At 69.1% G+C, this 20,654-nt stretch carries 21 protein-coding genes; 15 read left to right on the forward strand and 6 right to left on the reverse strand.

The window, feature by feature from the left end:
• Positions 1–69: 69 nt before the first annotated feature.
• The 3 genes from KK141_RS04515 to KK141_RS04525 all read left to right on the forward strand — a co-directional run bounded on the left by KK141_RS04515 (position 70) and on the right by KK141_RS04525 (position 2,211).
• On the forward strand, positions 70–1,446 hold the full coding sequence (locus tag KK141_RS04515) for a formimidoylglutamate deiminase (protein ID WP_214571597.1): 1,377 nt from the start codon (positions 70–72) through the stop codon (positions 1,444–1,446).
• Positions 1,447–1,498: 52 nt separating this feature from the next.
• The gene (locus KK141_RS04520; RefSeq protein WP_214571596.1) at positions 1,499–1,906 is read left to right on the forward strand and encodes a DoxX family protein; all 408 of its coding nucleotides are present in this window, start codon (positions 1,499–1,501) and stop codon (positions 1,904–1,906) included.
• A 149-nt stretch (positions 1,907–2,055) separates the two neighbouring features.
• Positions 2,056–2,211: a hypothetical protein gene (locus KK141_RS04525; protein WP_214571595.1), complete on the forward strand. Its 156-nt coding sequence runs from the start codon at positions 2,056–2,058 to the stop codon at positions 2,209–2,211.
• Here the strand turns inward: KK141_RS04525 and KK141_RS04530 are convergent.
• On the reverse strand, positions 2,202–3,104 hold the full coding sequence (locus KK141_RS04530; RefSeq protein ID WP_214571594.1) for a LysR family transcriptional regulator: 903 nt from the start codon (positions 3,102–3,104) through the stop codon (positions 2,202–2,204). The two genes, KK141_RS04525 and KK141_RS04530, sit on opposite strands and share 10 nt — an antisense overlap.
• Before the next feature lie 97 nt (positions 3,105–3,201).
• Here KK141_RS04530 and KK141_RS04535 point away from each other — a divergent pair, with 97 nt between their 5' ends.
• The 4 genes from KK141_RS04535 to KK141_RS04550 all read left to right on the forward strand — a co-directional run bounded on the left by KK141_RS04535 (position 3,202) and on the right by KK141_RS04550 (position 6,730).
• A complete protein-coding gene (locus KK141_RS04535; protein WP_214571593.1) occupies positions 3,202–4,269 on the forward strand; it encodes an aldo/keto reductase in 1,068 nt (355 codons plus the stop codon).
• A gap of 62 nt (positions 4,270–4,331) precedes the next feature.
• Positions 4,332–5,450, forward strand: coding sequence for an aldo/keto reductase (locus KK141_RS04540; protein ID WP_214571592.1), 1,119 nt, complete (start codon positions 4,332–4,334; stop codon positions 5,448–5,450).
• A 12-nt stretch (positions 5,451–5,462) separates the two neighbouring features.
• A complete protein-coding gene (locus tag KK141_RS04545) occupies positions 5,463–6,311 on the forward strand; it encodes an alpha/beta hydrolase (RefSeq protein WP_214571591.1) in 849 nt (282 codons plus the stop codon).
• Positions 6,308–6,730, forward strand: a complete 423-nt coding sequence (locus tag KK141_RS04550) for a heme-binding protein (protein WP_214571590.1) — start codon at positions 6,308–6,310, stop codon at positions 6,728–6,730. The genes KK141_RS04545 and KK141_RS04550 overlap by 4 nt, the downstream gene beginning before the upstream one ends.
• A 64-nt stretch (positions 6,731–6,794) precedes the next feature.
• Here KK141_RS04550 and KK141_RS04555 read toward each other — a convergent pair whose 3' ends face one another.
• Positions 6,795–7,292 carry a Spy/CpxP family protein refolding chaperone gene (locus KK141_RS04555; RefSeq protein WP_214571589.1) on the reverse strand — a complete coding sequence of 166 codons (498 nt, stop codon included), beginning with the start codon at positions 7,290–7,292 and terminating at the stop codon, positions 6,795–6,797.
• A gap of 150 nt (positions 7,293–7,442) precedes the next feature.
• On the opposite strand from KK141_RS04555, the gene KK141_RS04560 reads away from it, so the two are divergent.
• The 7 genes from KK141_RS04560 (at position 7,443) to KK141_RS04590 (ending at position 15,827) form a co-directional block, all read left to right on the forward strand.
• Positions 7,443–8,129, forward strand: a complete 687-nt coding sequence (locus KK141_RS04560; protein WP_214571588.1) for a response regulator — start codon at positions 7,443–7,445, stop codon at positions 8,127–8,129.
• A complete protein-coding gene (locus KK141_RS04565) occupies positions 8,126–9,478 on the forward strand; it encodes a HAMP domain-containing sensor histidine kinase (RefSeq protein WP_214571587.1) in 1,353 nt (450 codons plus the stop codon). Before KK141_RS04560 ends, KK141_RS04565 begins: the two co-directional genes overlap by 4 nt.
• Positions 9,479–9,549: 71 nt before the next feature.
• Positions 9,550–9,840 carry a DUF1778 domain-containing protein gene (locus KK141_RS04570; protein ID WP_214571586.1) on the forward strand — a complete coding sequence of 97 codons (291 nt, stop codon included), beginning with the start codon at positions 9,550–9,552 and terminating at the stop codon, positions 9,838–9,840.
• On the forward strand, positions 9,837–10,328 hold the full coding sequence (locus tag KK141_RS04575) for a GNAT family N-acetyltransferase (RefSeq protein WP_345777592.1): 492 nt from the start codon (positions 9,837–9,839) through the stop codon (positions 10,326–10,328). The genes KK141_RS04570 and KK141_RS04575 overlap by 4 nt, the downstream gene beginning before the upstream one ends.
• Positions 10,329–10,390: 62 nt before the next feature.
• Positions 10,391–11,377, forward strand: coding sequence for a multidrug resistance efflux transporter family protein (locus KK141_RS04580; protein ID WP_214571585.1), 987 nt, complete (start codon positions 10,391–10,393; stop codon positions 11,375–11,377).
• Between the two features lie 87 nt (positions 11,378–11,464).
• Positions 11,465–14,473, forward strand: coding sequence for a glycoside hydrolase domain-containing protein (locus KK141_RS04585; RefSeq protein ID WP_214571584.1), 3,009 nt, complete (start codon positions 11,465–11,467; stop codon positions 14,471–14,473).
• A 91-nt stretch (positions 14,474–14,564) separates the two neighbouring features.
• Positions 14,565–15,827 carry an MFS transporter gene (locus tag KK141_RS04590; protein ID WP_214571583.1) on the forward strand — a complete coding sequence of 421 codons (1,263 nt, stop codon included), beginning with the start codon at positions 14,565–14,567 and terminating at the stop codon, positions 15,825–15,827.
• Between the two features lie 175 nt (positions 15,828–16,002).
• On the opposite strand, the gene KK141_RS04595 is transcribed toward KK141_RS04590, so the two are convergent.
• Entirely contained in the window at positions 16,003–17,265 is a 1,263-nt protein-coding gene (locus KK141_RS04595) for an ectonucleotide pyrophosphatase/phosphodiesterase (protein WP_214571582.1), read from the reverse strand.
• A 51-nt stretch (positions 17,266–17,316) separates the two neighbouring features.
• Between KK141_RS04595 and KK141_RS04600 the strand changes: the two genes are divergently transcribed.
• Positions 17,317–17,817, forward strand: a complete 501-nt coding sequence (locus KK141_RS04600; protein WP_214571581.1) for a hypothetical protein — start codon at positions 17,317–17,319, stop codon at positions 17,815–17,817.
• A 15-nt stretch (positions 17,818–17,832) separates the two neighbouring features.
• Here KK141_RS04600 and KK141_RS04605 read toward each other — a convergent pair whose 3' ends face one another.
• The 3 genes from KK141_RS04605 to KK141_RS04615 all read right to left on the reverse strand — a co-directional run bounded on the left by KK141_RS04605 (position 17,833) and on the right by KK141_RS04615 (position 20,604).
• Complete coding sequence (locus KK141_RS04605; RefSeq protein WP_214571580.1) at positions 17,833–18,342, reverse strand: methylated-DNA--[protein]-cysteine S-methyltransferase; 510 nt, start codon at positions 18,340–18,342, stop codon at positions 17,833–17,835.
• On the reverse strand, positions 18,339–19,847 hold the full coding sequence (locus KK141_RS04610) for a DNA-3-methyladenine glycosylase 2 (RefSeq protein WP_214571579.1): 1,509 nt from the start codon (positions 19,845–19,847) through the stop codon (positions 18,339–18,341). Before KK141_RS04610 ends, KK141_RS04605 begins: the two co-directional genes overlap by 4 nt.
• 178 nt (positions 19,848–20,025) lie before the next feature.
• Positions 20,026–20,604 carry a hypothetical protein gene (locus KK141_RS04615; protein WP_214571578.1) on the reverse strand — a complete coding sequence of 193 codons (579 nt, stop codon included), beginning with the start codon at positions 20,602–20,604 and terminating at the stop codon, positions 20,026–20,028.
• Positions 20,605–20,654: the final 50 nt, after the last annotated feature.

Genomic DNA, 20,654 nt, shown 5'->3' on the forward strand with positions numbered 1-20,654 from the left:
CGCGCATTATGCCGTAGCCATCCGTGCAGGGCCGGTTACACTCCGCGCAACGCAGCCGGAGCCTTGTCGATGAGCGATGCCACCCGTACTTACAGCGCCGACCAGCTGTGGCTGGCCGATGGCTGGAGCGCCGACGGCGCCTTCGCGGTGGATGCCACCGGCCATGTCGCGCCGCCCCTCGGTGAGCATGGTGGGGGCGAGGCCGAACGGCTCGGCACCTGGGTGCTGCCGGGCATGCCCAACCTGCATTCGCACGCGTTCCAGCGCGCCATGGCCGGCCTGGCCGAGCGCAAGGGGCGCAGCGACGACAGTTTCTGGACCTGGCGCGAGACCATGTATGCCTTCGCCGCCGCGATCGGTCCGGAGGAACTGAAGGCGATCGCCGCGCAGCTGTACGTGGAAATGCTCAAGGCCGGCTATACGCAGGTCTGCGAATTCCACTATCTGCATCACCAGCCCGACGGTACGCCGTATGCGCAAGCCGAGGCGATGTCGCTGGCGCTGATCGAAGCGGCGCGCGAAACCGGCATCGCGCTGACCTTGCTGCCGGTGCTGTATATGACCGGCGGTTTCGACGGGCGCCCACTCAGTCCGCGGCAGCGGCGCTTCGGCAACGACTTGTCTTCTTACGTGAAGATGCTCGAAGCCCTGCGCCGCCACGAAGGCGACGGCCTGCGCATCGGCATCGCGCTGCATTCGCTGCGCGCGGTGCCGGAAGAAGCCATGCGCGGCCTGCTCGCTACAAACATCGCGCAGGACCTGCCCATCCATATCCACATCGCCGAGCAGATCGGCGAAGTGCAGGACTGCCTCGCCACGCGCGGCGCGCGCCCGGTGGAATGGCTGCTCGACCATGCGCCGGTGGACGCGCGCTGGACCCTGGTGCATGCCACCCACTTGACCGGCCACGAAACCTCGCGGTTGGCGCGCAGCGGCGCGGTGGCGGGCCTGTGCCCGACCACGGAAGCGAATCTCGGCGACGGCCTGTTTCCGCTGGGCGATTATCTCGACGCCAAGGGCGTGCTCGGCGTCGGTTCGGATTCGCATATCTCGATCTCGCCGGTGGAAGAACTGCGCTGGCTGGAATACGGCCAGCGCCTGTCCACGCGCCACCGCAATATCGCGGCGCGGCGCGAAGGCGACAGCGTCGGCGAGACCTTGTGGCGCGCCGCGCTGCACGGCGGCGCACGCGCGGCCGGCCTGCCCGTCGGCGGCTTGAACGCCGCCGCGCGCGCCGACCTGCTGGTGCTGGACGAGGCATCGCCGCTGCTCGCGGCACGCGACACGCGCTCGCTGCTGGACAGCTTCCTGTTCGCCGGCAACACGCCGCTGGTGCGCCATGTGATGTGCGGCGGCCGCTGGGTGGTGCGCGATTTCCATCATCACGACGAAGCCGGCATCGCCGCACGCTACCGTGCGGTGGTGGAGCGCCTGGCGCGCGGCTGAGCTGTAACGCCCGGCCGCGCGGGGCGGCCGCTATGCCGACGGAGAGCCTTCCATGCAGTCCTCATCCAACGAACTGGGCAAGCTGGTGCTGCGCGTGGTGCTGGGCGCGCTGATTTTGTTCCATGGCGTGTCCAAGCTGATCCACGGCCCGGGCTTCGTCGTGCAGGTGCTGGCGCAGCAGGGCTTGCCGTCGTTCCTCGCCTACGGCGTGTACGTGGGCGAAGTGGTGGCGCCGCTGCTGCTGATCCTGGGCCTGTGGACGCGCATCGGCGCGCTGATCGTCGCGGTCAACATGGTGGTGGCCTTGCTGCTGGTGCACACCAGCCAGTTCCTGACGCTGGCCGACACCGGCGGCTGGGCGCTGGAGCTGCAGGGCATGTACCTGGGCGGCGCCATCGCGGTGATGCTGCTGGGCGCGGGGCGCATGGCGCTGGGCAAGCCGTACAGCCGCTGGACCTGACGCCGCACTGCATCATCGCTGGGACGGCGCCGCACGCTGAACGCCGTCCCTCCGCGGCCTGAACGCACGGCATCGTGCGCCGCGCCGCTTCGTCATCGCCATTTCACACGCGCCGTTTTCCTGCCCACCTCTCCACTCGGAGCACGTCAATGGGCCGGACCAAGATCTTCTTCTGCGCTGCCTTGCTTGCCGCCACCGCGGCGCTCAGCGGCTGCATCGTCGTTCCCGCGCGCGGCCGCGTGTGGGTGCCGGGCTACTGGTCCGGCCCGCACGTATGGGTCGAAGGGCATTACCGCTATCGCTGAGCCATGCGCTCGCGCAGGAAGTCGATGAACGCGCGCAGTTTCGGCGGTACCTGGAAGCGGCTGGGGTAGTACAGATAGAAACCGTCGTAGGGCGGCAGCCAGGTGTCCAGCACGCTTTCCAGGCGGCCGGCGGTGAGATGTTCGCGCACCGCCGGCTCCAGCGTATGGGTCAGGCCCAGTCCGTCCAGCGCGGCGCGGATCGCCAGCGCCGGATGGTTGACGATCAGCGGCCCGCCCACGTCGAGATCGAACCAGCGTCCGCGCTGCGCGAACTCCCAGCGGTAGATCGCGCCGCTGGTCACGTAGCGGTTGCGGATGCAGGCATGGTTCTGCAGATCGCGCGGATGCTGCGGCCGTCCATGTTTGTCCAGATACCCCGGCGCGGCCGCCACGATCGAACGCACTTTGCCGCCCAGCGGCACCGCCACCATGTCGCGCGCCAGGCGTTCGCCCAGGCGGATGCCGCAGTCGTAGCCCTCGGCCACCAGATCCACCAGCCCGCCGGTGACGCCGATATCCAGCGTGATCTCCGGCCAGCGCCGCAGGAAATCCGCCTGCAGCGGCGCCACCAGCCAGTCCAGCACGATCTCCGGCACGGTCACGCGCAAGGTGCCGGCGGGGCGGTCGCCATGCTGGCGCAGTTCGTCCAGCGCGCCGTCGATCGCGGCCAGCGCCGGGGTGATGCGTTGCAGGAACTGCCGGCCCGCTTCGGTCAGGCCGACCTTGCGCGTGGTCCGCTGCAGCAGGCGCACGCCGACGCGCTGCTCCAGCTGGCGCATGGTCTGGCTGAGCGCGGAAGCGGTCACCTCCATGTCGGCCGCTGCGCGCGTGAAGCTGCCGTAGCGGGCGATCAGGTGGAAGGCGCGCAGGGTGGGGGAGTGGTCGTCGCGCATTGATTAGATTTCCTAAATAACGCTTCAAAAGAATCCGTATTTTTCTACGCAATGGCAAGGGCCAGACTGCCTCCATCCCAACCGGAGGACTCCGACCATGCCGCTCGATCGCTACTACACCCTCGGCCGCTCCGGCCTGCGCGTCAGCCGCCTCTCGCTCGGCACCATGACCTTTGGCGAGGACTGGGGCTGGGGTTCGGACGCTGCCGAGTCGCGCCGCATCTTCGACCTCTACGTGGAGCGCGGCGGCAACTTCATCGACACCGCCAACTTCTATACCGGCGGCAGCTCGGAACGCCTGCTCGGCCAGTTCATCGGCGAGCGCCGCGATTCGCTGGTGGTGGCCACCAAGTATTCGCTCAACATGCGGCCGGATGATCCGAACGGCGGCGGCAACCACCGCAAGAACATGATGCGTTCGGTGGAAGCGAGCCTGCGCCGCCTCGATACCGACTACATCGACCTGCTTTACCTGCACGCCTGGGACGACCTCACCCCGGTGGAAGAAGTGATGCGCGGCTTCGACGACCTGGTGCGCTCCGGCAAGGTGATGTACGCCGGCATCTCCGACGCGCCGGCCTGGCAGGTTGCGCGCATGCAGACCATGGCCGACCTGCGCGGCTGGGCACCGCTGGTGGCGCTGCAGGTGCAGTACAACCTGGCCGAGCGCACGGTGGAGCGCGAGCTGCTGCCGATGGCAAAAGAGCTGGGCCTGGGCGTGCTGGCCTGGTCGCCGCTGGCCAGCGGCGTGCTGACCGGCAAGTACAGCCGCGCGGACCTGGCCCACGTCGGCCAGGTCGTCGGCAGCGACGTCACCGGCACGCGCAAGGATGTCGCCGCGGCGATCGGCGCATTGACGCCGCGCGCCCTGGATATCGCCGAGGTGGTCAAGCAGATAGCGCTGGAACTGGAACGCACGCCATCGCAGGTGGCGCTGGCGTGGACGCTGCTGCATCCCGCCGTCACCGGTCCGATCGTCGGCGCGCGCACGCTCAAGCAGCTGGAAGACAACCTCGGCGCGCTGGAGATCGCCTTCAGCGACGAACAACGCCGCCGCCTGGACCAGGCCAGCGCCATCGAACTCGGTTTCCCGCACGACTTCATGCAGCTCGAACAGACCCGCCAGGTGCTGTTCGGCAACGCCAAGGTCGGCCGTCTTCCCTGATTTTTCCAGCCCTGATTTTCTTAGCCCTGACCTCCCCACCCACGCTTTCAAGGAACAGAACGATGTCACTCGACCAGTACTACACCCTGGGCCGCTCCGGCCTGCGCGTCAGCCGCCTTTCGCTCGGCACCATGACCTTCGGCGAGGACTGGGGCTGGGGCGCCGCGGAAGACACCGCGCGCGCCATGTTCGACCGCTATCTCGACGCCGGCGGCAACTTCATCGACACCGCCGACATGTATACCGAAGGCAGCAGCGAAAGCCTGCTCGGCAAGTTCGTGGAGCAGGCCGGCGTGCGCGACCGCGTGGTGATCTCCACCAAGTTCAGCTACAACGCGCAGCCCGGCAATCCCAATGCCGGCGGCAACGGCCGCAAGAACATCCTGCGCGCGGTGGAAGGCTCGCTGCGCCGCCTGCGCACGGATTACATCGACCTCTATCTGCTGCACACCTGGGACCGCATCACGCCGGCCGAGGAAGTGGTGCGCACGCTCGACGACCTGGTGCGCGCCGGCAAGATCCGCTACGCCGGCCTGTCGGACACACCGGCCTGGTATGCGTCGCGTGCGCAGACCTATGCCGAGGCGCATGCGCTGACGCCGCTGGTGAACATGCAGCTGGAGTACTCGATGGTGGAGCGGCATATCGAGCACGAGTTCGTGCCGCTGGCCACCGAGCTGGGCATGGGCATTACGGCGTGGAGTCCGCTCGGCATGGGCCTGCTGTCGGGCAAGTACCGGCCGAGCCAGGCCGGCGGAGAGGGCGATGGGCGCCTGGCCAAGGTCACCGCGGCGCCGGGCTTCGAGCGCTTCACCGAGCGCAACTGGCGCATCGTCGCCGCGCTGGAAGAAGTGGCGCGCGAAAGCGGCCGCAGCATGGCGCAGGTGGCCTTGAACTGGGCCGCGAACCGGCCGGGCATCGCGGCGCTGATCGTCGGCGCGACCAAGCTGGCGCAGCTGGACGACAACCTCGGCGCACTCGACTTCACGCTGCCGGACGCTTTGCGTGCACGGCTGGACGAAGCCAGCGCACCGGACGCGCCATTCCCGTACTACATGTTCGCCGACCGCCAGCAGACCCGCATCCACGGTGGCGTCGCGGTGGGCGACAAGCCGGCCGGCTATGCGCCACCGGTGTGGGTGGATGCGGTGGAAGCGCGCGACGTGCGCGCCAGCCGCTGAGGAGAGGCCTTCATGTCAGCGACTTTCTTGCACAAGAAGACCGGCGCGCCGCAGGCGCGCTGGATCGAGGCCGACGGCGTGCATTTCCATGCCGAACAAGCGGGGCGCGGCGATGCCGTGACGATGCTGCACGGCTTCCTGGTCGACAGCGGCCAGTGGGACGAAGCATTCGCCGCGCTGGCCGATGACCACCGCGTGCTGCGCTACGACCTGCGCGGCTTCGGCCGCTCGTCGATGCCGGCCACGCCGTTCTCGCATCACGAAGACCTGCAACGCGTGCTCGACGACAGCGGCATCGAACGCACTGCCTTGCTCGGCTGTTCCGGCGGCGCCGGCACGGCGCTGGATTTCGCGCTGGCGCATCCGCAGCGGGTGAGTGCGCTGGCGCTGATCGGCGCCGGCTACTGGGGCTACTACGCCACGCGCACGGCGGAGGCGCAGGCGTTCTGGGCGGCGGTGCAGGGCGGCGATGCCGATGCCTTGCTGGAAACCTCGCTGCGCAGCTTTGTGGATGGGCCGCGCCGCACGCCACAGCAGAGCAACCGGGAAGCACGCGCACGCATCGCCGCCATGAGTGCATGGAACTTCGGCCGCGCAGACGGCTATTGGAAGCACGCTTCGCTGCAGCGTAATCCGCCGATCCCCGCGCCGGAGCGTCTGGCGGAACTGCGCATGCCGGTGCTGCTGATCGTAGGCGAGGAAGACCAGCCGGAAGTGATCGAGCTGTCCGAGCGCCTCGCCGCCGGTTTGCCGGATGCGCGCCTCATCCGCGTGCCCGACGCGGGCCATCACGCGAATATCGAACGTCCCGACGTGGTGTTGCCGCTGCTGCGCGAATTCCTCGCCACGGTGCGCGCATGAGCCGCCCGCCTTCGTACGGCGCGCCGATTTCTCTCGCCGATGCCGCTCGCGTGATGGCCGCGGCGCAGGCCGAGGCGCAGCGCAACGACTGGCCGATGGCCATCGCTGTCGTCGGCAGCGGCGGCCATCTGGTGATGCTGCATGCGCTGGACGACGTGCAGCATGCGAGCGTCGCGGTGGCGCAGGCGAAAGCCGAAACGGCGGTGAATTTCCGCCGCCCGTCGAAGCTGTTCGAGGATGCCGTGCGCGACGGCGGACTGGGCCTGCGCCTGCTCGGCATGGACAACCTGCTGCCGCTGGACGGTGGCCTGCCGCTGTACCGGGACGGCAAGGTGGTCGGTGCGATCGGCGTCTCCGGCATGCAGTCCGCCCAGGACGCCCAGGTGGCCGCCGCCGGCGCGGCCTTGATGCCGGCGTAAAAAAGCCGCGTCCGCACGGGGCGGACGCGGCTTTCACCGGGGCACTACCCTTCCAGAGAAGGTCTTACTGGGCCGTCGACGCGCTGGAGCCGGCGGCCTTCTGCTGCGCCTTGAACTGCATCCACTGCTGGCGGCGCTGTTCACGCTCCTGCTTCAGTGCGGCCCACTGCGCCTTCTGCTGCGTGGTCAGCAGGGCGTAGATCTGCGCCTTGATCTGGGCCTGCTGCTGCACGCGGGTCTGCGTGGCGGCGGCTTCGGCCTGGGCCAGCTGGGCCGCGGCGGCCTGGTAGCCGGCCTGGTCCGGGGTCATCGACTCGAAGGACTGGCGCTGGGCGCGCAGGGCGTCGCGCTGGGCCTTGTTCTGGCTGAAGCTGTTCTTGACCAGGTCGTGGATGCTGGCCTTCTGCGCGTCGGTGAGGTTGAGCTTCTGCATGGCCATGAAGCCGTGGCCGCCGCGATGGCCGCCGAAATGCTGGCCGCCGTCCTGGCCGGCCGCGAACGCCGCGGTGCCAAGGGTCATGGCGGAAGCGAGGGCCAGGCCGAGGAAGAGGGACTTGCGCATGTTCTTCACCTTTCGGGTTGGGGGGACTTGCGGAGTATTTGACGACAACCCCGCGTGTATGTTTTTTGCCGATGGGTAAAGAAGCGTAAAGCCCGTGGTTCCTGGGCTCCCGCGCCGTTTGAATGGCGCAAAAACCCACGCCAGCGACTCATGCAACGAATCCTGCTTGCCGACGACGACCGCGCCCTGACCGACCTGCTGGCCGAATACCTGCGCCGGGAGGGTTTCACGGTCGACGTGGCCCACGACGGCGAGGAAGCGCTGGCGCGGCTGAGCAATCCCGCGCAGCGGCCGGACCTTTTGATCCTCGACGTGATGATGCCCGGCCGCGACGGCCTGGAGACTTTGCGCGAGCTGCGCCTGCAGCACCGGCTGCCGGTGATCATGCTGTCCGCGCGCGGCGAGCCGGTGGATCGGGTGATCGGCCTGGAGCTCGGCGCCGACGATTACCTTTCCAAGCCCTGTCTGCCGCGCGAACTGCTGGCCCGCGTGCGCGCGCAGCTGCGCCGCCATTCGCCGGCCGCGGCGGGCACGTTGGAGGTGGGCGTGCTGCGCCTGCTGCCGGGCGAGCGGCGCGCGTATGCGGGCGAGGCGGAGCTGTCGCTGACCGGTGCGGAATTCGGTCTGCTGCTGGCGCTGGCCCAGCGCGCCGGCCAGCTGGTGGACAAGGCCACGCTGACACGCATGGCGCTGGGGCGCGAGCTGGAGCGCTTCGACCGCAGCATCGACGTGCACGTGAGCCGCCTGCGGCACAAGCTGGCGGAGGCGTCCGAACAGGCGCCGCGGATCGAGTCGGTGCGCGGCGCCGGTTACGTGCTGGTGGTGGGCGTGGCATGAATCCGTTCAAGACCTCGCTGTTCTGGCGCCTGCTGGTGTGGATCGTGCTGGCCAACCTGGCGGTGCTGCTGCTGGGCGGTTATGTCACGCGCAGCTTCATCGAATACAACACCGCGGTGGAGATCAACTGGACCGCACTGGCCGACAGCGCGAACGAAGCCTATGCAAGCGGAGGCACCGGCGGCCTCGAAGCATGGATCCGCGACCAGCGCCGCGACGGTGTCGACGCCACCTTGTACGAGAACGGGGCGCCGCTGGTGCCGATCCGCCTGCCGGGCAGCGTGCGCGATCAGTTGCCGCAGTGGCTGGCGTCGGGGCATGACCTGGTGATGCAGCCGTATCCGCGCATCTATCTCGCCGTGCAGCAGGTGGGCGGCGCGGATGGCCATACGCGCCAGCTGGTCGCGCTCAGCCGCACGCATTCGCGCATTCCCATGCAGACGCGCAACCAGATCTACCTGGCCGTGCAGTTCGCGCTCTCGCTGCTGTTCATCGTGCTGATCGGCTGGTGGTTCGCGCGCGGCGTGGCGCGGCCGGTGGAAGCAATGCAGCGCGCGGCGCGGCGCATGGCGGCGGGCGAGCTGTCGACGCGGGTCGGCCCGGAAGGGCGGCGCGGGCCGGGCGAGCTGTCGCAGCTGGCGCAGGATTTCGACGCCATGGCCGTGCGCATCGAGGCGCTGGTCGCGCACGACCGCGCCGTGCTGCAGGACCTCTCGCACGAACTGCGCTCGCCGCTGGCGCGGCTGCAGCTGATCCTCGACCTGGCCCGGCGCAGCGACGGCGAACAGGCCGCCGGGTACTTCGCCCAGGCCGAGCGCGAGATCGTCCGCCTGGACCGCATGACCGGCGAGATGCTGGCCCTCTCGCGCCTGGAAGGCGGCCTGCCGGGCATGGAGCGCGAACCGGTGGACCTCGCCGCGCTGGCACGCGAATGCGTGGCCAAGGCGGCGATCGAGACCTCGGCACGCGGCCTGCGCCTGAATGCGGCGATCGAGGCGCCGGCCTGGGTTTCGGGCAGCGGCCAGTTGCTGGAGCGTGCGCTGGATAACCTGCTCGGCAACGCCCTCAAGTACAGCCCCGAAGGCGGCAGCGTGGAGCTGGCGGTGCGGGCGGAGCACGGGCATGCCGAGCTGATCGTGCGCAACCACGGCGCTGGCGTGCCGGAAGAGGAGCTGTCCCAGCTGTTCCGCCCGTTCTTCCGCGGCAGCAACGCGCCCAAGGCGGAGGGCCACGGGCTGGGCCTGGCCATCGTCAGCCGGGTGGCGCAGGTGCACGGCGGCGAGGTCGGCGCGCGCAATGCCGAAGGCGGCGGGCTGGAAGTGCGCCTGAGCTTGCCGCTGCAGGGGTAATGGCGGCCTGCACGTAATGACATTGTCAGTACGTCCTGCTAGGCTGGAGCCTTGCCTGGAGTCTGAATCTCATGACCAAACCCGACGCTCCTTCCGCCAAGCGGGATACGCTGAACCTTCGTATCAAACCGGAGGACCGCAGCTTGATCGACCGAGCCGCCCAGGTCCGGGGTAAGACCCGCACCGACTTCGTCCTCGACGCCGCCCGCACGGCCGCCGAGGAAGCCCTGCTGGAGCAGGCGGTCGTCATGGCCACGCCGGAGGCATACACCGCCTTCCTGGAGCGCCTGGACGAGCCGCCCCAGTCCAATGAACGCCTGCGCCAGACCTTGCGCAGCAAGGCCCCCTGGGACAAGGCGTGACGCTGACCGCTCCGCAACCGCTGTCCGCGCACCACCAGCTCGAACCCTTCGCCTGCGGCGTCGACAGCCTCGACCGCTGGCTCAGGCGGCGAGCCATCAACAACCAGGCGACGGGTGCTTCGCGCACCTACGTCGCCTGCGAGGGGGCACGCGTGGTCGCGTTCTACGCGCTGGCCTCCAGCGCGGTGGCCGGGGACATCGCCACCAGCCGCTTCAGCCGCAACATGCCCGACCCGGTGCCGGTGGTGGTGCTGGGACGGCTGGCCGTCGATCGCGCCTGGCAGGGCCAGGGCCTGGGGCGCGCCCTGGTGCGCGACGCCTGCCTGCGCATGGGCCACGCGGCCGATGCGATCGGCATCCGCGGCATGCTCGTGCATGCGCTCAGCCACGAGGCGCGCGCGTTCTACCGCCACGTGGGCTTCGATCCTTCTCCGCTCGATCCGATGCTGCTGATGATCACGCTGGCCGATCTGCAGGCGAACCTGTAGACGCCGGCATGCCGGCCGCATCGCCTAAGATCGATCTTCGTTCCACCCGTCCTGAGTTCCCCATGCGCTCCAACGCTCTCGCCGCCGTCGGGCTCGCCCTGTGCTCGGCGCTGTTCTTCACGCTGACCTATGTGCTCAACCGCAGCTTCGTCGCCGGCGGCGGGCATTGGGCGTGGGCGGGCATCCTGCGTTATCTGATCACCTTGCCGCTGCTCGCCCTGGTGCTGCCCTGGCAGGGCGGGCTGGGCGAGCTGCCGCGGGAGCTGCGCCGCCATCCGCGCACCTGGCTGCTGTGGAGCAGCGTGGGTTTCGTGCTGTTCGGTGTGCCGTTGACCTGGGCCGCCAGCAGCGGGCCGTCGTGGCTGATCGCCGGCAGCTTCCAGACCACCGTGCTGGCCGGGCCGCTGATGGCGCCGCTGATCTACCGCGATGCGCGCGGCCGGCTGGCCTGGCGCACGTTGGCGATCGGCGCGTTGATCGTGGCCGGCGTGTTCGCGCTGCAATGGGGGCATGCGCAGGGGCGATTGAGCGCGGGCGACTGGCTGGCGATCGGCGCGGTGGTGGTGTCGGCGTTCGCCTATCCGCTGGGTAATCGCATGCTGCTGCTGCATCTGGAGCACGGCCACGCACGGCTCGGCGCGGTGCAGCGCGTGTTCGGCATGACGCTGTGCAGCTGGCCGCTGTGGCTGCTGTTCGCCGGCATCGCCTGGGCCACGGTCGGTCCGCCGTCGTGGCGCGACGTGCTGCTCGCCGGCGGCGTAGCGCTGTCCTCCGGCGTGATCGCCACTGTGCTGTTCTTCCGCGCCACCGACATGGTGCGCAGCGAGCCCACCGCGCTGGCCGGGGTGGAGGCGATGCAGGCGGCGGAGCTGCTGTTCGCCACCTTGCTCGGCGGCCTGCTGCTGGGCGAGGCCTGGCCGCATGGCTACGCCGCCTGCGGCGCGGTGCTGATCGTGGCGGGCATTGCCTTGTTCGGCTGGATCAGCGGCCGCGGCGCGGCCGGCCACGATGAGGAACTGCGCACATTGCGCACCGACCGCGGCGCTTGAATCGCGGCCGTCCAGACGTCCGGAACTTGCCTCGCCCGCACGCATCGGGTTAAACACCTCCGTTTAGCAGCATGGGCGAGGTGGACGATGCGGCATTTCTACGCGCGGGCAGTGCTGGCCTGCATGGTGGCGGGAGCGTCGCTGGCGCTGGCGCCGATGGCGCAGGCGGACGAACACGGCGCACCGGCCTTGCGCTGGGATCCGGCCCGGCTGGGCAACCATCGCTATCTCGTGCAAGTCGACGCGCCGGCCGAGGCCATACACGTGGTGATCCCCTGGCGCCGCCGCGATGCGCATCCGGAGAAGGTGGCGGTGATCGTGGCCGATCCCGACGGCACGCCGGTGGCCAACCTCGTCACCGGCACCATCGACCGCGCATCCGGCGAACTGGTGTTCCAGGCAGCGAAGGCAGGCACCTACGCGGTGTACTACCAGCCTTACGTCGGCGGCGGCCGCAGCAATTACCCGGTGGTCACCTACGTCGCGGCGCGCGACATCGCCGACCCGGCCTGGGCCGGCAAGCTCGGCAAGGCCTCGGCCTGGAAACGCCTGCCGCAGGCGCAGGTGCTGCGCTACGAAGCGGTCGACGATTTCGATGCGTATACCGACATGGAACGCACCGCCACGCCGGCCGAACTCGATGCACTGCTGGCGAAGCATGCCGAGCCGCTGCTGCTGTTTCCGGAAACGCGCGCCAACCCCGTGCGCATGTTCGACACGCTGCCGGCTTCCTGGGCGCAACGCGGCCCTGGCGGCGATTTAAGCGACACCGTGCTACGTGGCGAATACCTCAGCTTCCAGATCGGCCTGTGGGCAGCGCGCGCGCCTGCAAACGCGGTGCGCGTGGCTTTCGGCGACCTGCACGGCCCCGACGGCGCGATCATCCCCGCCACCGCGCTGACCTGCTTCAACCTGCGCGGCATCGACTACACCGGCCGGCCGTTCGACACCCGCGTGGACGTGGCGAAGGGCCGTGTGCAGCCGTTGTGGATGGGCGTGGATATTCCCGCGGACGCCAAGCCCGGCCTATACCAGGGCGAAGTGACCGTCGGTGCCGACGGCGCGGATGCGCAGCGCGTGCCGCTTTCCATCACGGTAGGCGACGGCGTGGCGGTTGCGCATGGCGACGACGATCCGTTCAAGCTCACCCGCCTGCGCTGGCTCGATTCCACCCTGGCGCAGGACGACACGGTGGTGAAGCCGTTCACGCCCATCGCGGTGAAAGGCGCGACGCTGGACATTCTTGGCCGCGACATCTCGCTCGCCGACAGCGGCCTGCCCGCACAAATCCAAAGCCGCTTCGACGAGCGCATGACCGGCTTCGCCAAGCAGCCGCAGGCGCTGCTGCAGGCGCCGATGCAGTTGCTGGTGGAAGACGGCTCGGGTGTGCATCCGCTCGCCGGCAAGGGCGCGCCGAAAGTGGAAACGGATGGCCCGGGCAAGGTGCACTGGACGGTGACCGGCAACGCCGGCCCGCTGCGCGGCGAAGTGAAGGCGTCGCTGGAAGCGGACGGCACGCTGCAATACGCGATCGAGCTGCAGGCCGACAAGGAAACCCAGATCGGCGACATCCGCCTGGAGATTCCGCTGCGCAACGAGGTGGCCCATTACCAGCTCGGCCTCGGCCAGCAGGGCGGCGAAGCGCCGGCCGATTACAGCTGGCACTGGAACGTGCGCAACAACCAGGACGGTGCGTGGATCGGCGCGGTCAACGCCGGCCTGGAATTCCACCTGCGCGACGAACATTACCTGCGCCCGCTCAACACCAATTTCTACCAGCAGCAGCCGCTGCGCATCCCGCAGTCCTGGGACAACGGCGGACAGGGCGGCATCGATCTGGAGCGAGGCAAGGAGCGCTACCTGGTGCGCGCCTTCAGCGGCTCGCGCACGCTCAAGGCAGGGCAGACGCTGCGCTACGACGTGGTCCTGCGCGTGACGCCGTTCAAGACCATCCAGCCGGCGCAGCAGTTCGGCCAGCGCTTCTTCCACAAGTACGGCGACCTCGACGCGATCAAGGCCGACGGCGCCAACGTGGTGAACATCCACCACGCCACGCCGATCAATCCGTGGATCAACTATCCGTTCCTGGAAGCCGAGGCGATGCGCAAGTACATCGACGCGGCCCACCAGCGCGGCATGCGGGTGAAGATCTACGACACCATCCGCGAGCTGTCCGACCGCGCGCCCGAGCTGCCCATGCTCGAATCGCTGGGCCACGAGGTGATCAGCGCCGGCAAGGGCGGCGGCTTCTCCTGGCTGCAGGAACACATGGACGGCGATTACATCCCCGCCTGGCACGTGCCGGAAAACCGCGACGCGGCGGTGATCAATGCCGGACAGAGCCGCTGGCACAACTACTACATCGAAGGCCTGGACTGGCTGGCGCGCAACGAAGGCATCGACGGGCTGTATCTGGACGACGTCGCCTACGACCGCATCACCATGAAGCGCGTGCGCAAGGTGCTGCAGGCACGCCGGCAGGATCCGCTGATCGACCTGCACTCGGCCAACCAGTACAACCCGCGCGACGGCTATATCAACAGCGCGCTGCTGTACATGGAGCTGTTCCCCTACATCGACCGCCTGTGGTTCGGCGAATACTTCGACTACGAGAAGAGCACGCCGGCGTACTGGCTGACCGAGATCTCCGGCATCCCCTACGGCCTGATGGGCGAAATGCTGCAGAACGACGGCAACCCGTGGCGCGGCATGGTGTTCGGTATGACCAGCCGGCTGGGCTGGTCGCCCAAGAGCGATCCGCGTCCGCTGTGGAAGCTGTGGGACGACTTCGGCATCGCCAAGGCCGAGATGATCGGCTGGTGGGTGCACGATGCGCCGGTCAAGACCGGCCGCGACGACGTGCTCGCCACCAGCTACGTGCGCAAGGGGCAGGGCACCCTGGTGGCACTGGCCTCGTGGGCGCCGGAGAAGACCGACGCGAAACTCGCCATCGACTGGAAGGCGCTGGGCCTGAATCCGGCCAAGGCGAAACTGGTGGCGCCGGCGATCCCGGGCTTCCAACCGGCGGCGACGTTCAAGCCGGGCGATGCGATTCCTGTCGAACCGGGCAAGGGCTGGCTGCTGCGGCTGGAATAAGTCCGGTCGATCGCACCGCACGATGGTTCTATCCTGGACGGACGCGCCAGTCCCCGGCGCGCCGCCAAAGACCACTATGCACGGGACCACCATGCAAGCCCAGGCCGCCGCGAACCGCGCGGACGAGGAGTTCATCCGCCACGGCACGCCGCTGTTCCGGCGCACCAATTTCGCGCTGTTCGCCGCGGGTATCGCCACCTTCGGCCTGCTGTATTGCGTGCAGCCGCTGATGCCGGAGTTCAGCAAGGACTTCGGCGTCAGCGCGGCCGGCGCGGCGCTGTCGCTGTCGGTCACCACCGGCGTGCTGGCGGTCGCGATGCTGGTCGCCGGCGCGGTATCCGACGCCTGGGGCCGCAAGTCGGTGATGACGGTGTCGCTGCTCACCTCCTCGCTGCTGGTCATCGCCACCGCGATGGTGCGCGACTGGCACATGCTGCTGGTGCTGCGCACCTTGCTCGGGCTGACCTTGAGCGGATTGCCCGCGGTCGCCATGACGTATCTCAGCGAAGAGATGCATCCGGATTCGATCGGCCTGGGGATGGGTCTGTATATCAGCGGCAATGCGATCGGCGGCATGGGCGGACGCCTGGTCGCCGGCGTGATGGCCGACTTTGTCGGCTGGCGCGCGGGCGTGGGCGCGGTCGGTGCGATCGGCCTGCTGGCGGGGCTGGTGTTCTGGCGCAGCCTGCCGCCGTCGCGGCATTTCACGGTGCAGCCGTTTCACTGGAAAACCCTGCAGCAGCGCTTTGCCGGCGCGTTCCGCGACGCGGGCCTGCCGTGGCTGTTCGCCGAGGGCTTCCTGCTGCTGGGCGCCTTCGTCACCGTCTACAACTTCATCGGCTATCGCCTGCTGGCGCCGCCGTACGGGCTGAGCCAGGCGGTGGTGGGCCTGATCTTCAGCGTCTATCTGATCGGTACGTTCAGTTCGGCCTGGATGGGACATCTGGCCGGCAAGCTGGGGCGGCGCAAGGTGCTGTGGACCGCGTTCGCGCTGATGCTGGCCGGCGTACTGCTGACCCTGACCGCGCCGCTGGCGCTGATCGTGCTGGGCATCGTGGCGATCACCTTCGGTTTCTTCGGCGGGCACTCGATCGCCAGCAGCTGGGTGGGACGCCGCGCGGGCCTGGCCAAGGCGCAGGCGTCGTCGATGTATCTGTTCGCGTACTACATGGGTTCCAGCCTGGCCGGTGCGGGCGGCGGGTTGTTCTATGCGTCCCATGGCTGGAACGGCGTGGCGGCCTTTGTCGGCGCGCTGGTGCTGGCGGGGCTGCTGATCGCGTGGCGGCTGCGCCATCTGGCGCCGCTGCCGGGGCCGCCGTCGAAGGGCGACGAGCCGCCGCTGGCGGAGCTCTGATCACTTTGGCGTAGGTTGGGGTGAGCCGCAGGCGACTGCGAAGGCAGGATGCCGTAGCGAACATCCGCGTAGCGGATGGCCCAAAGGGCTGGCTGCTGATGCAGCCAGTAACCCCAACAGTGCGAGGCCTTGATGTTGGGGTTCGCCTGCGGCTCACCCCAACCTACGACAGGCGTTATGGCTTGAGCGCACCCTTCAACGCCTGCGCATCGCCATCGTTCTGCACCGGTGTCAGGCCCAGCAGCTGGGTCATCAGCGGATACACGTCCACGTTCGAGATCGCCGGCAGCACGGTGTCCTGGCGGAAGGCCGGGCCGCGCGCGACGAACAGCGCCTGCATGGTCGGGTCGGCATTGTCGTAGCCGTGCTCGCCCAGGCTCAGCTTGTCGCCCTTCTTGAGCTTCTTGGCCACGTAGTCGCTGGTGGTCACGCGCCAGCCCACGTCGGCCAGGCACACCAGCTGCGGCACGCGCGGGTTCTTGCCGTAGGCCAGGCGCGCGGGGATGCGCGTCTTGTCCCAGCACTGCATGTGCTGCTGCTGTTTCTCCAGCTTCGCCTCGATCTTGGCGAAGTCATGGCCCGGCTTGGCGTTGAAGCCGGCCAGCACGCCCAGGCTCACCACCTGCACCTGGTTCAGCGGCACCAGCTTGTCCACCATCACGTTGTGCTTGGCCGGCACGCTGGCCATGCCGTGGTCGGACACCACGATCATATTGATACGGTCGAGCAGGCCGCGCTGTTTAAGGCCGTCGACCAGGTGGGCGAGCGCACTGTCGACCTTGGCGATGGATTCGTTCACCTGCTTCGAATCCGGGCCGTAACTGTGGCCGGCATGGTCGACGTCGTCGAAGTACAGGGTGAGGAAGGTCGGGCGTTCGCCGGCCGGCAGGTCCAGCCAGCTCAGCACCGTGTCCACGCGCTGCTCCGGCGACATGGCGCCGTCGTAGGGCAGCCAGTGGTCCGGACGGTAGTCGTGGATCGGTGCTTCGCTGCCGGGCCAGAACATGGTGGCGGTCTTCAGGCCCTGGCGGCCGGCGGTCTCCCAGATCGGCGTGCCCTGGGCCCACCAGCGGCCGTCGGCGCCGGCGGCGCGGTTGCTCAGCGAGAACTCGCCCAGCTCCGGGTCGAACATGGTGTTGTTGACCATGCCGTGGTGGTCCGGGCGCAGGCCGGTGACGATGGTGTAGTGGTTCGGGAAGGTCAGCGACGGAAACGACGGCTGCATGGCCTGGGCGCGCACGCCTTCGTGGGCCAGCGCGGCCAGGGTGGGGCTGAGGCCGCGCTGGATGTAGTCGGCGCGGAAGCCGTCGATCGAGATCAGCAGCAGCGGGGCCGGCGCGGCCTTGACCACCGGCGCGGGTTTAGCCGGGGGACGGGTGGCACACCCGGCGCTGAATGCGGCAACGGAGCAGAACAGCAGGCGAAACAGGATTTTCATGCGCGAGTCCATACGATGATCCAGGCAATCCCACCATCATCGCGCACTCGTATGACCATTACATCTCTGTCCATACAGCGTCTTGTCCGGCCAGCCCTGCTCGGGCTGGCGGTGCTGGCCGTCGCGGCGCCGGCCGCCGCGCAACAGCAGCAGCGCCAGCAGGCGCAGCAGCCCAACTACCAGCCCAACTACAACGCCATCAATTCGCAGCAGGCGAACCAGCAGGCGATCCTGCAGGACAAGCTGCGCACCAGCCAGCTGCAGGAGCAGCAGCGCCAGCGCAATGCGGCGGCGGTGCGCCAGCCGCTGGCGAACAATCCCGCCGCGGCCCAGGGGCTGGACCTGTCCAACCAGGCCCAGCAGGACCGCTTCGACGCGCGCCAGCGCGCGGCCGTGGACCAGTACCGCGCCGCATCGTCCAGCGCGCCGGTGGTGCTGCCGCAGCCGGTGCGGCAGTCGTCGACGGCGAAGAAGCCGCCGCCGTCCGTGCTCGATCAGCTGCATCCCACGCCGCAGGCGCAGCCGCAGAACCAGCAGCCGCCGCAGCGCTGAGCGCCGCGGCCCGCGCTACGGCAGCGCGAACAGGTCGCCGTGCGCGATGCGGTCTTCCATCGACAGCAGGAAACGCTTGGTCGGCAGCCCGCCGCCGAAGCCGGTGAGGCTGCCGTTGCTGCCGATCACGCGGTGGCAGGGCAGGATGATCGGGATCGGATTGCGCCCGTTCGCCGCACCCACCGCGCGCATCGCCGCGGGCTGGCCGATGCGCCGCGCCAGTTCCCCGTAGCTGATCGTCACGCCATAGGGGATGCGCCCCAGTTCCTCCCACACGGCCAGCTGGAACGGCGTGCCGACGGGATGCAGTTTCAGCTCGAAGGATGTGCGTTCGCCGGCGAAGTATTCCTCCAGCTGGCGGCGTGCCTGGGCCAGCGGCTTGGCGGCATGCACCCATTCCGGCTGCGGCGACTTGCGCTGCCGGCCGGTCTCGAACCACACCTCGCGCAAGCCATGCGCATCCGCCACCAGCAGCAGCTGGCCGATCGGGGTGGGCAGTACGTCGTACCAGATCGTCTCGCTCATGCGCTCTTTGCCTTCGGTTTGGCGCGCTCGGCCGCGTCGGTGGCGGCGCGCCACAGATGCATCACCGCATAGGCGCGCCAGGGGCGCCAGTCTTCGGCCAGCGCGGTGAGCGCCTTGGTGCTCAGTTCCGCGCCGTCGCCGGCGGCGGCGCGGCGCAGGATCAGGTCCGCGGCGGGGAACGCATCCGGGTGGCTGAGCGCGCGCATCGCCATGTAGTGCGCGGTCCATTCGCCGATGCCGGCCAGTTCCACCCAGCTCGCCACGAACGCGTCCAGCGGCTGTTCGCTGCGGAAATCGATGCGCCCGTCCAGCAGCGCGCGCGCCACGCCTTGCACGGTGTTCGCGCGCGCCGAGGTGAGGCCCACTTCGCGCAGGTCCACGTCGACCAGCCGTTCCGGCCCGGGAAACAGGCGCTCCAGCCCCGGCGCCACGATGCCCGTCACCGGCGTGCCCCAGCGCTGCACGATGCGCGTGGCCAGCGTGCGCGCCGCCGCCACGCTCACCTGCTGGCCGAGGATCGCCCGCACCGCGATCTCGAAGCCGTCCCAGCCGCCCGGCAGGCGCAGGCCGGGGCGGCGCAGGTGCAGCGGTTTCAGCACGCCGCCGGCATCCATCACGGCGCCGATCGCCTGCGGGTCCGCGTCCAGGTCGAACATGCGCCGCAGCTTCGACACCACGCCGAGCATGCGCGCCGGCTGCGGGCATTGCAGTTCCAGTTTCAGTGCGTGCTCGCCGTTCGGCCACGCGCTCAGGCGCAGCCAGCCGGGTGCATCCGCGGGGCCGAACACGCGTGCATAGCTGTGCTCGTCCACCTGCTCCACGCCCGGCAGCGCACGCGTGCGCAGGAACGCCAGGATCGCCTCGAAGTCGTACGGCGGCCGGTAGTTGAGGCGCAGCACCAGGCCGCCGTCCGCCGCCTTCGCCGGATGGCGGCGCAGTTCGCGCGGCGGCATCCGGTTCGCCTGCTGGAACGCCGCGTTGAAGCGGCGCAGGCTGCGGAAGCCGGAGGCCAGCGCGACGTCGGTCACCGGCAGCTCGGTCTCGGTCAGCAGCTGCTTCGCGAACAGCAGGCGGCGCGTGGTGTGCACGCTGATCGGCGGCGCGCCCAGGCGCTCGACGAACACGCGGCGCAGCTGGCGCGCGCCGACGCCCAATCGCTGCGCCATGTCTTCCAGCGAGTCGTCTTCCAGCACGCCTTGCTCCATCAGCTTCAGCGCGCGTGCGATCACATGGTCGCCGCGCTGCCAGCTGTCGTTGCCCGGCGCCAGTTCCGGCCGGCAGCGCAGGCAGGGACGGAAGCCGGCCGCTTCGGCCGCGGCGGCGCTGGCGTAATAGCGCACGTTCTCCGCCTTCGGCGACGGTGCCGGGCAGACCGGGCGGCAGTAGATGCGCGTGCTGGTGACGGCGGTGAAGAACAGCCCGTCGAAGCGCGCGTCGCGGCTGAGGCGGGCCTGTTCGCAGAGGCGGTCGGGGAGGGGCGCGTTGGGGGTGGGGACGGTGGCCATGCACGCAGGCTAGCACCGGGGGCGGCGGGGGACTCGCCGTTTTCGGACATCAATCGGGCGGGCTCCCGGGTTGGTGGGGGTGAGCGCAGCGAACCCCAACGGACCTCTCACCGCGGCAGCCACGTTGGGGTTCGCTGCGCTCACCCCAACCTACGCCGTGGTGAAAGCCGCTGCGGGGTTATTTCACCGGCGCCATCAGATGCTGATACGGCGTCCCCGCCCACATCACATATGGCGCCGACGTATCCGGGTCCGCGCCTTTCGGATACGCGTCGTAGAACGCCGCATCGGCGCCCACCACCATGATGTGCGGGCCGGTCTTGATCCAGTGATTGCTTGCATCCGGTTTCGTCGCATACGGATCCGTGTTGCTCGCATCCGTGCCGCCCGACAGCATGTACATCACGCCCATCTTGCCGGTCGGCGGCGGCTTGTGGCCCATCCAGGCCTGCGCCCATTCCATTGCGTTCTTGTCCATGCACATCGGATCCGGCCCGGGTGTTTCCGGGTTGTCCGGCATGCAGGTGTAGTCGTTCGTGCCCTTGCGCAGCGTGCGCGTGCTGCCGTCCGCATTCATCGCGATGATGGTGGCGCCCTTGGCGACGCCCGGTGGCGCGGCGCGCATCGCGCTGGCGATCAGTTCCGCATCGCCCGGCGTTTTCTTCGGCGCGGCCTTGTCGGCGGCAGTGGCGGAGCCGGCCATCAGCACGCCGACGGCGAGCGCGGCAAGGTAATAAGTCGTACGTGTCGCGTACATGGGAGCCTCCCGTTCGAACCGCGACGGCGGCCAGTGCCTTGATTCCCCTG

Origin of the sequence: Dyella sp. LX-66, assembly GCF_018599165.1 — a bacterium.
Lineage (GTDB): Bacteria > Pseudomonadota > Gammaproteobacteria > Xanthomonadales > Rhodanobacteraceae > Dyella_D > Dyella_D marensis.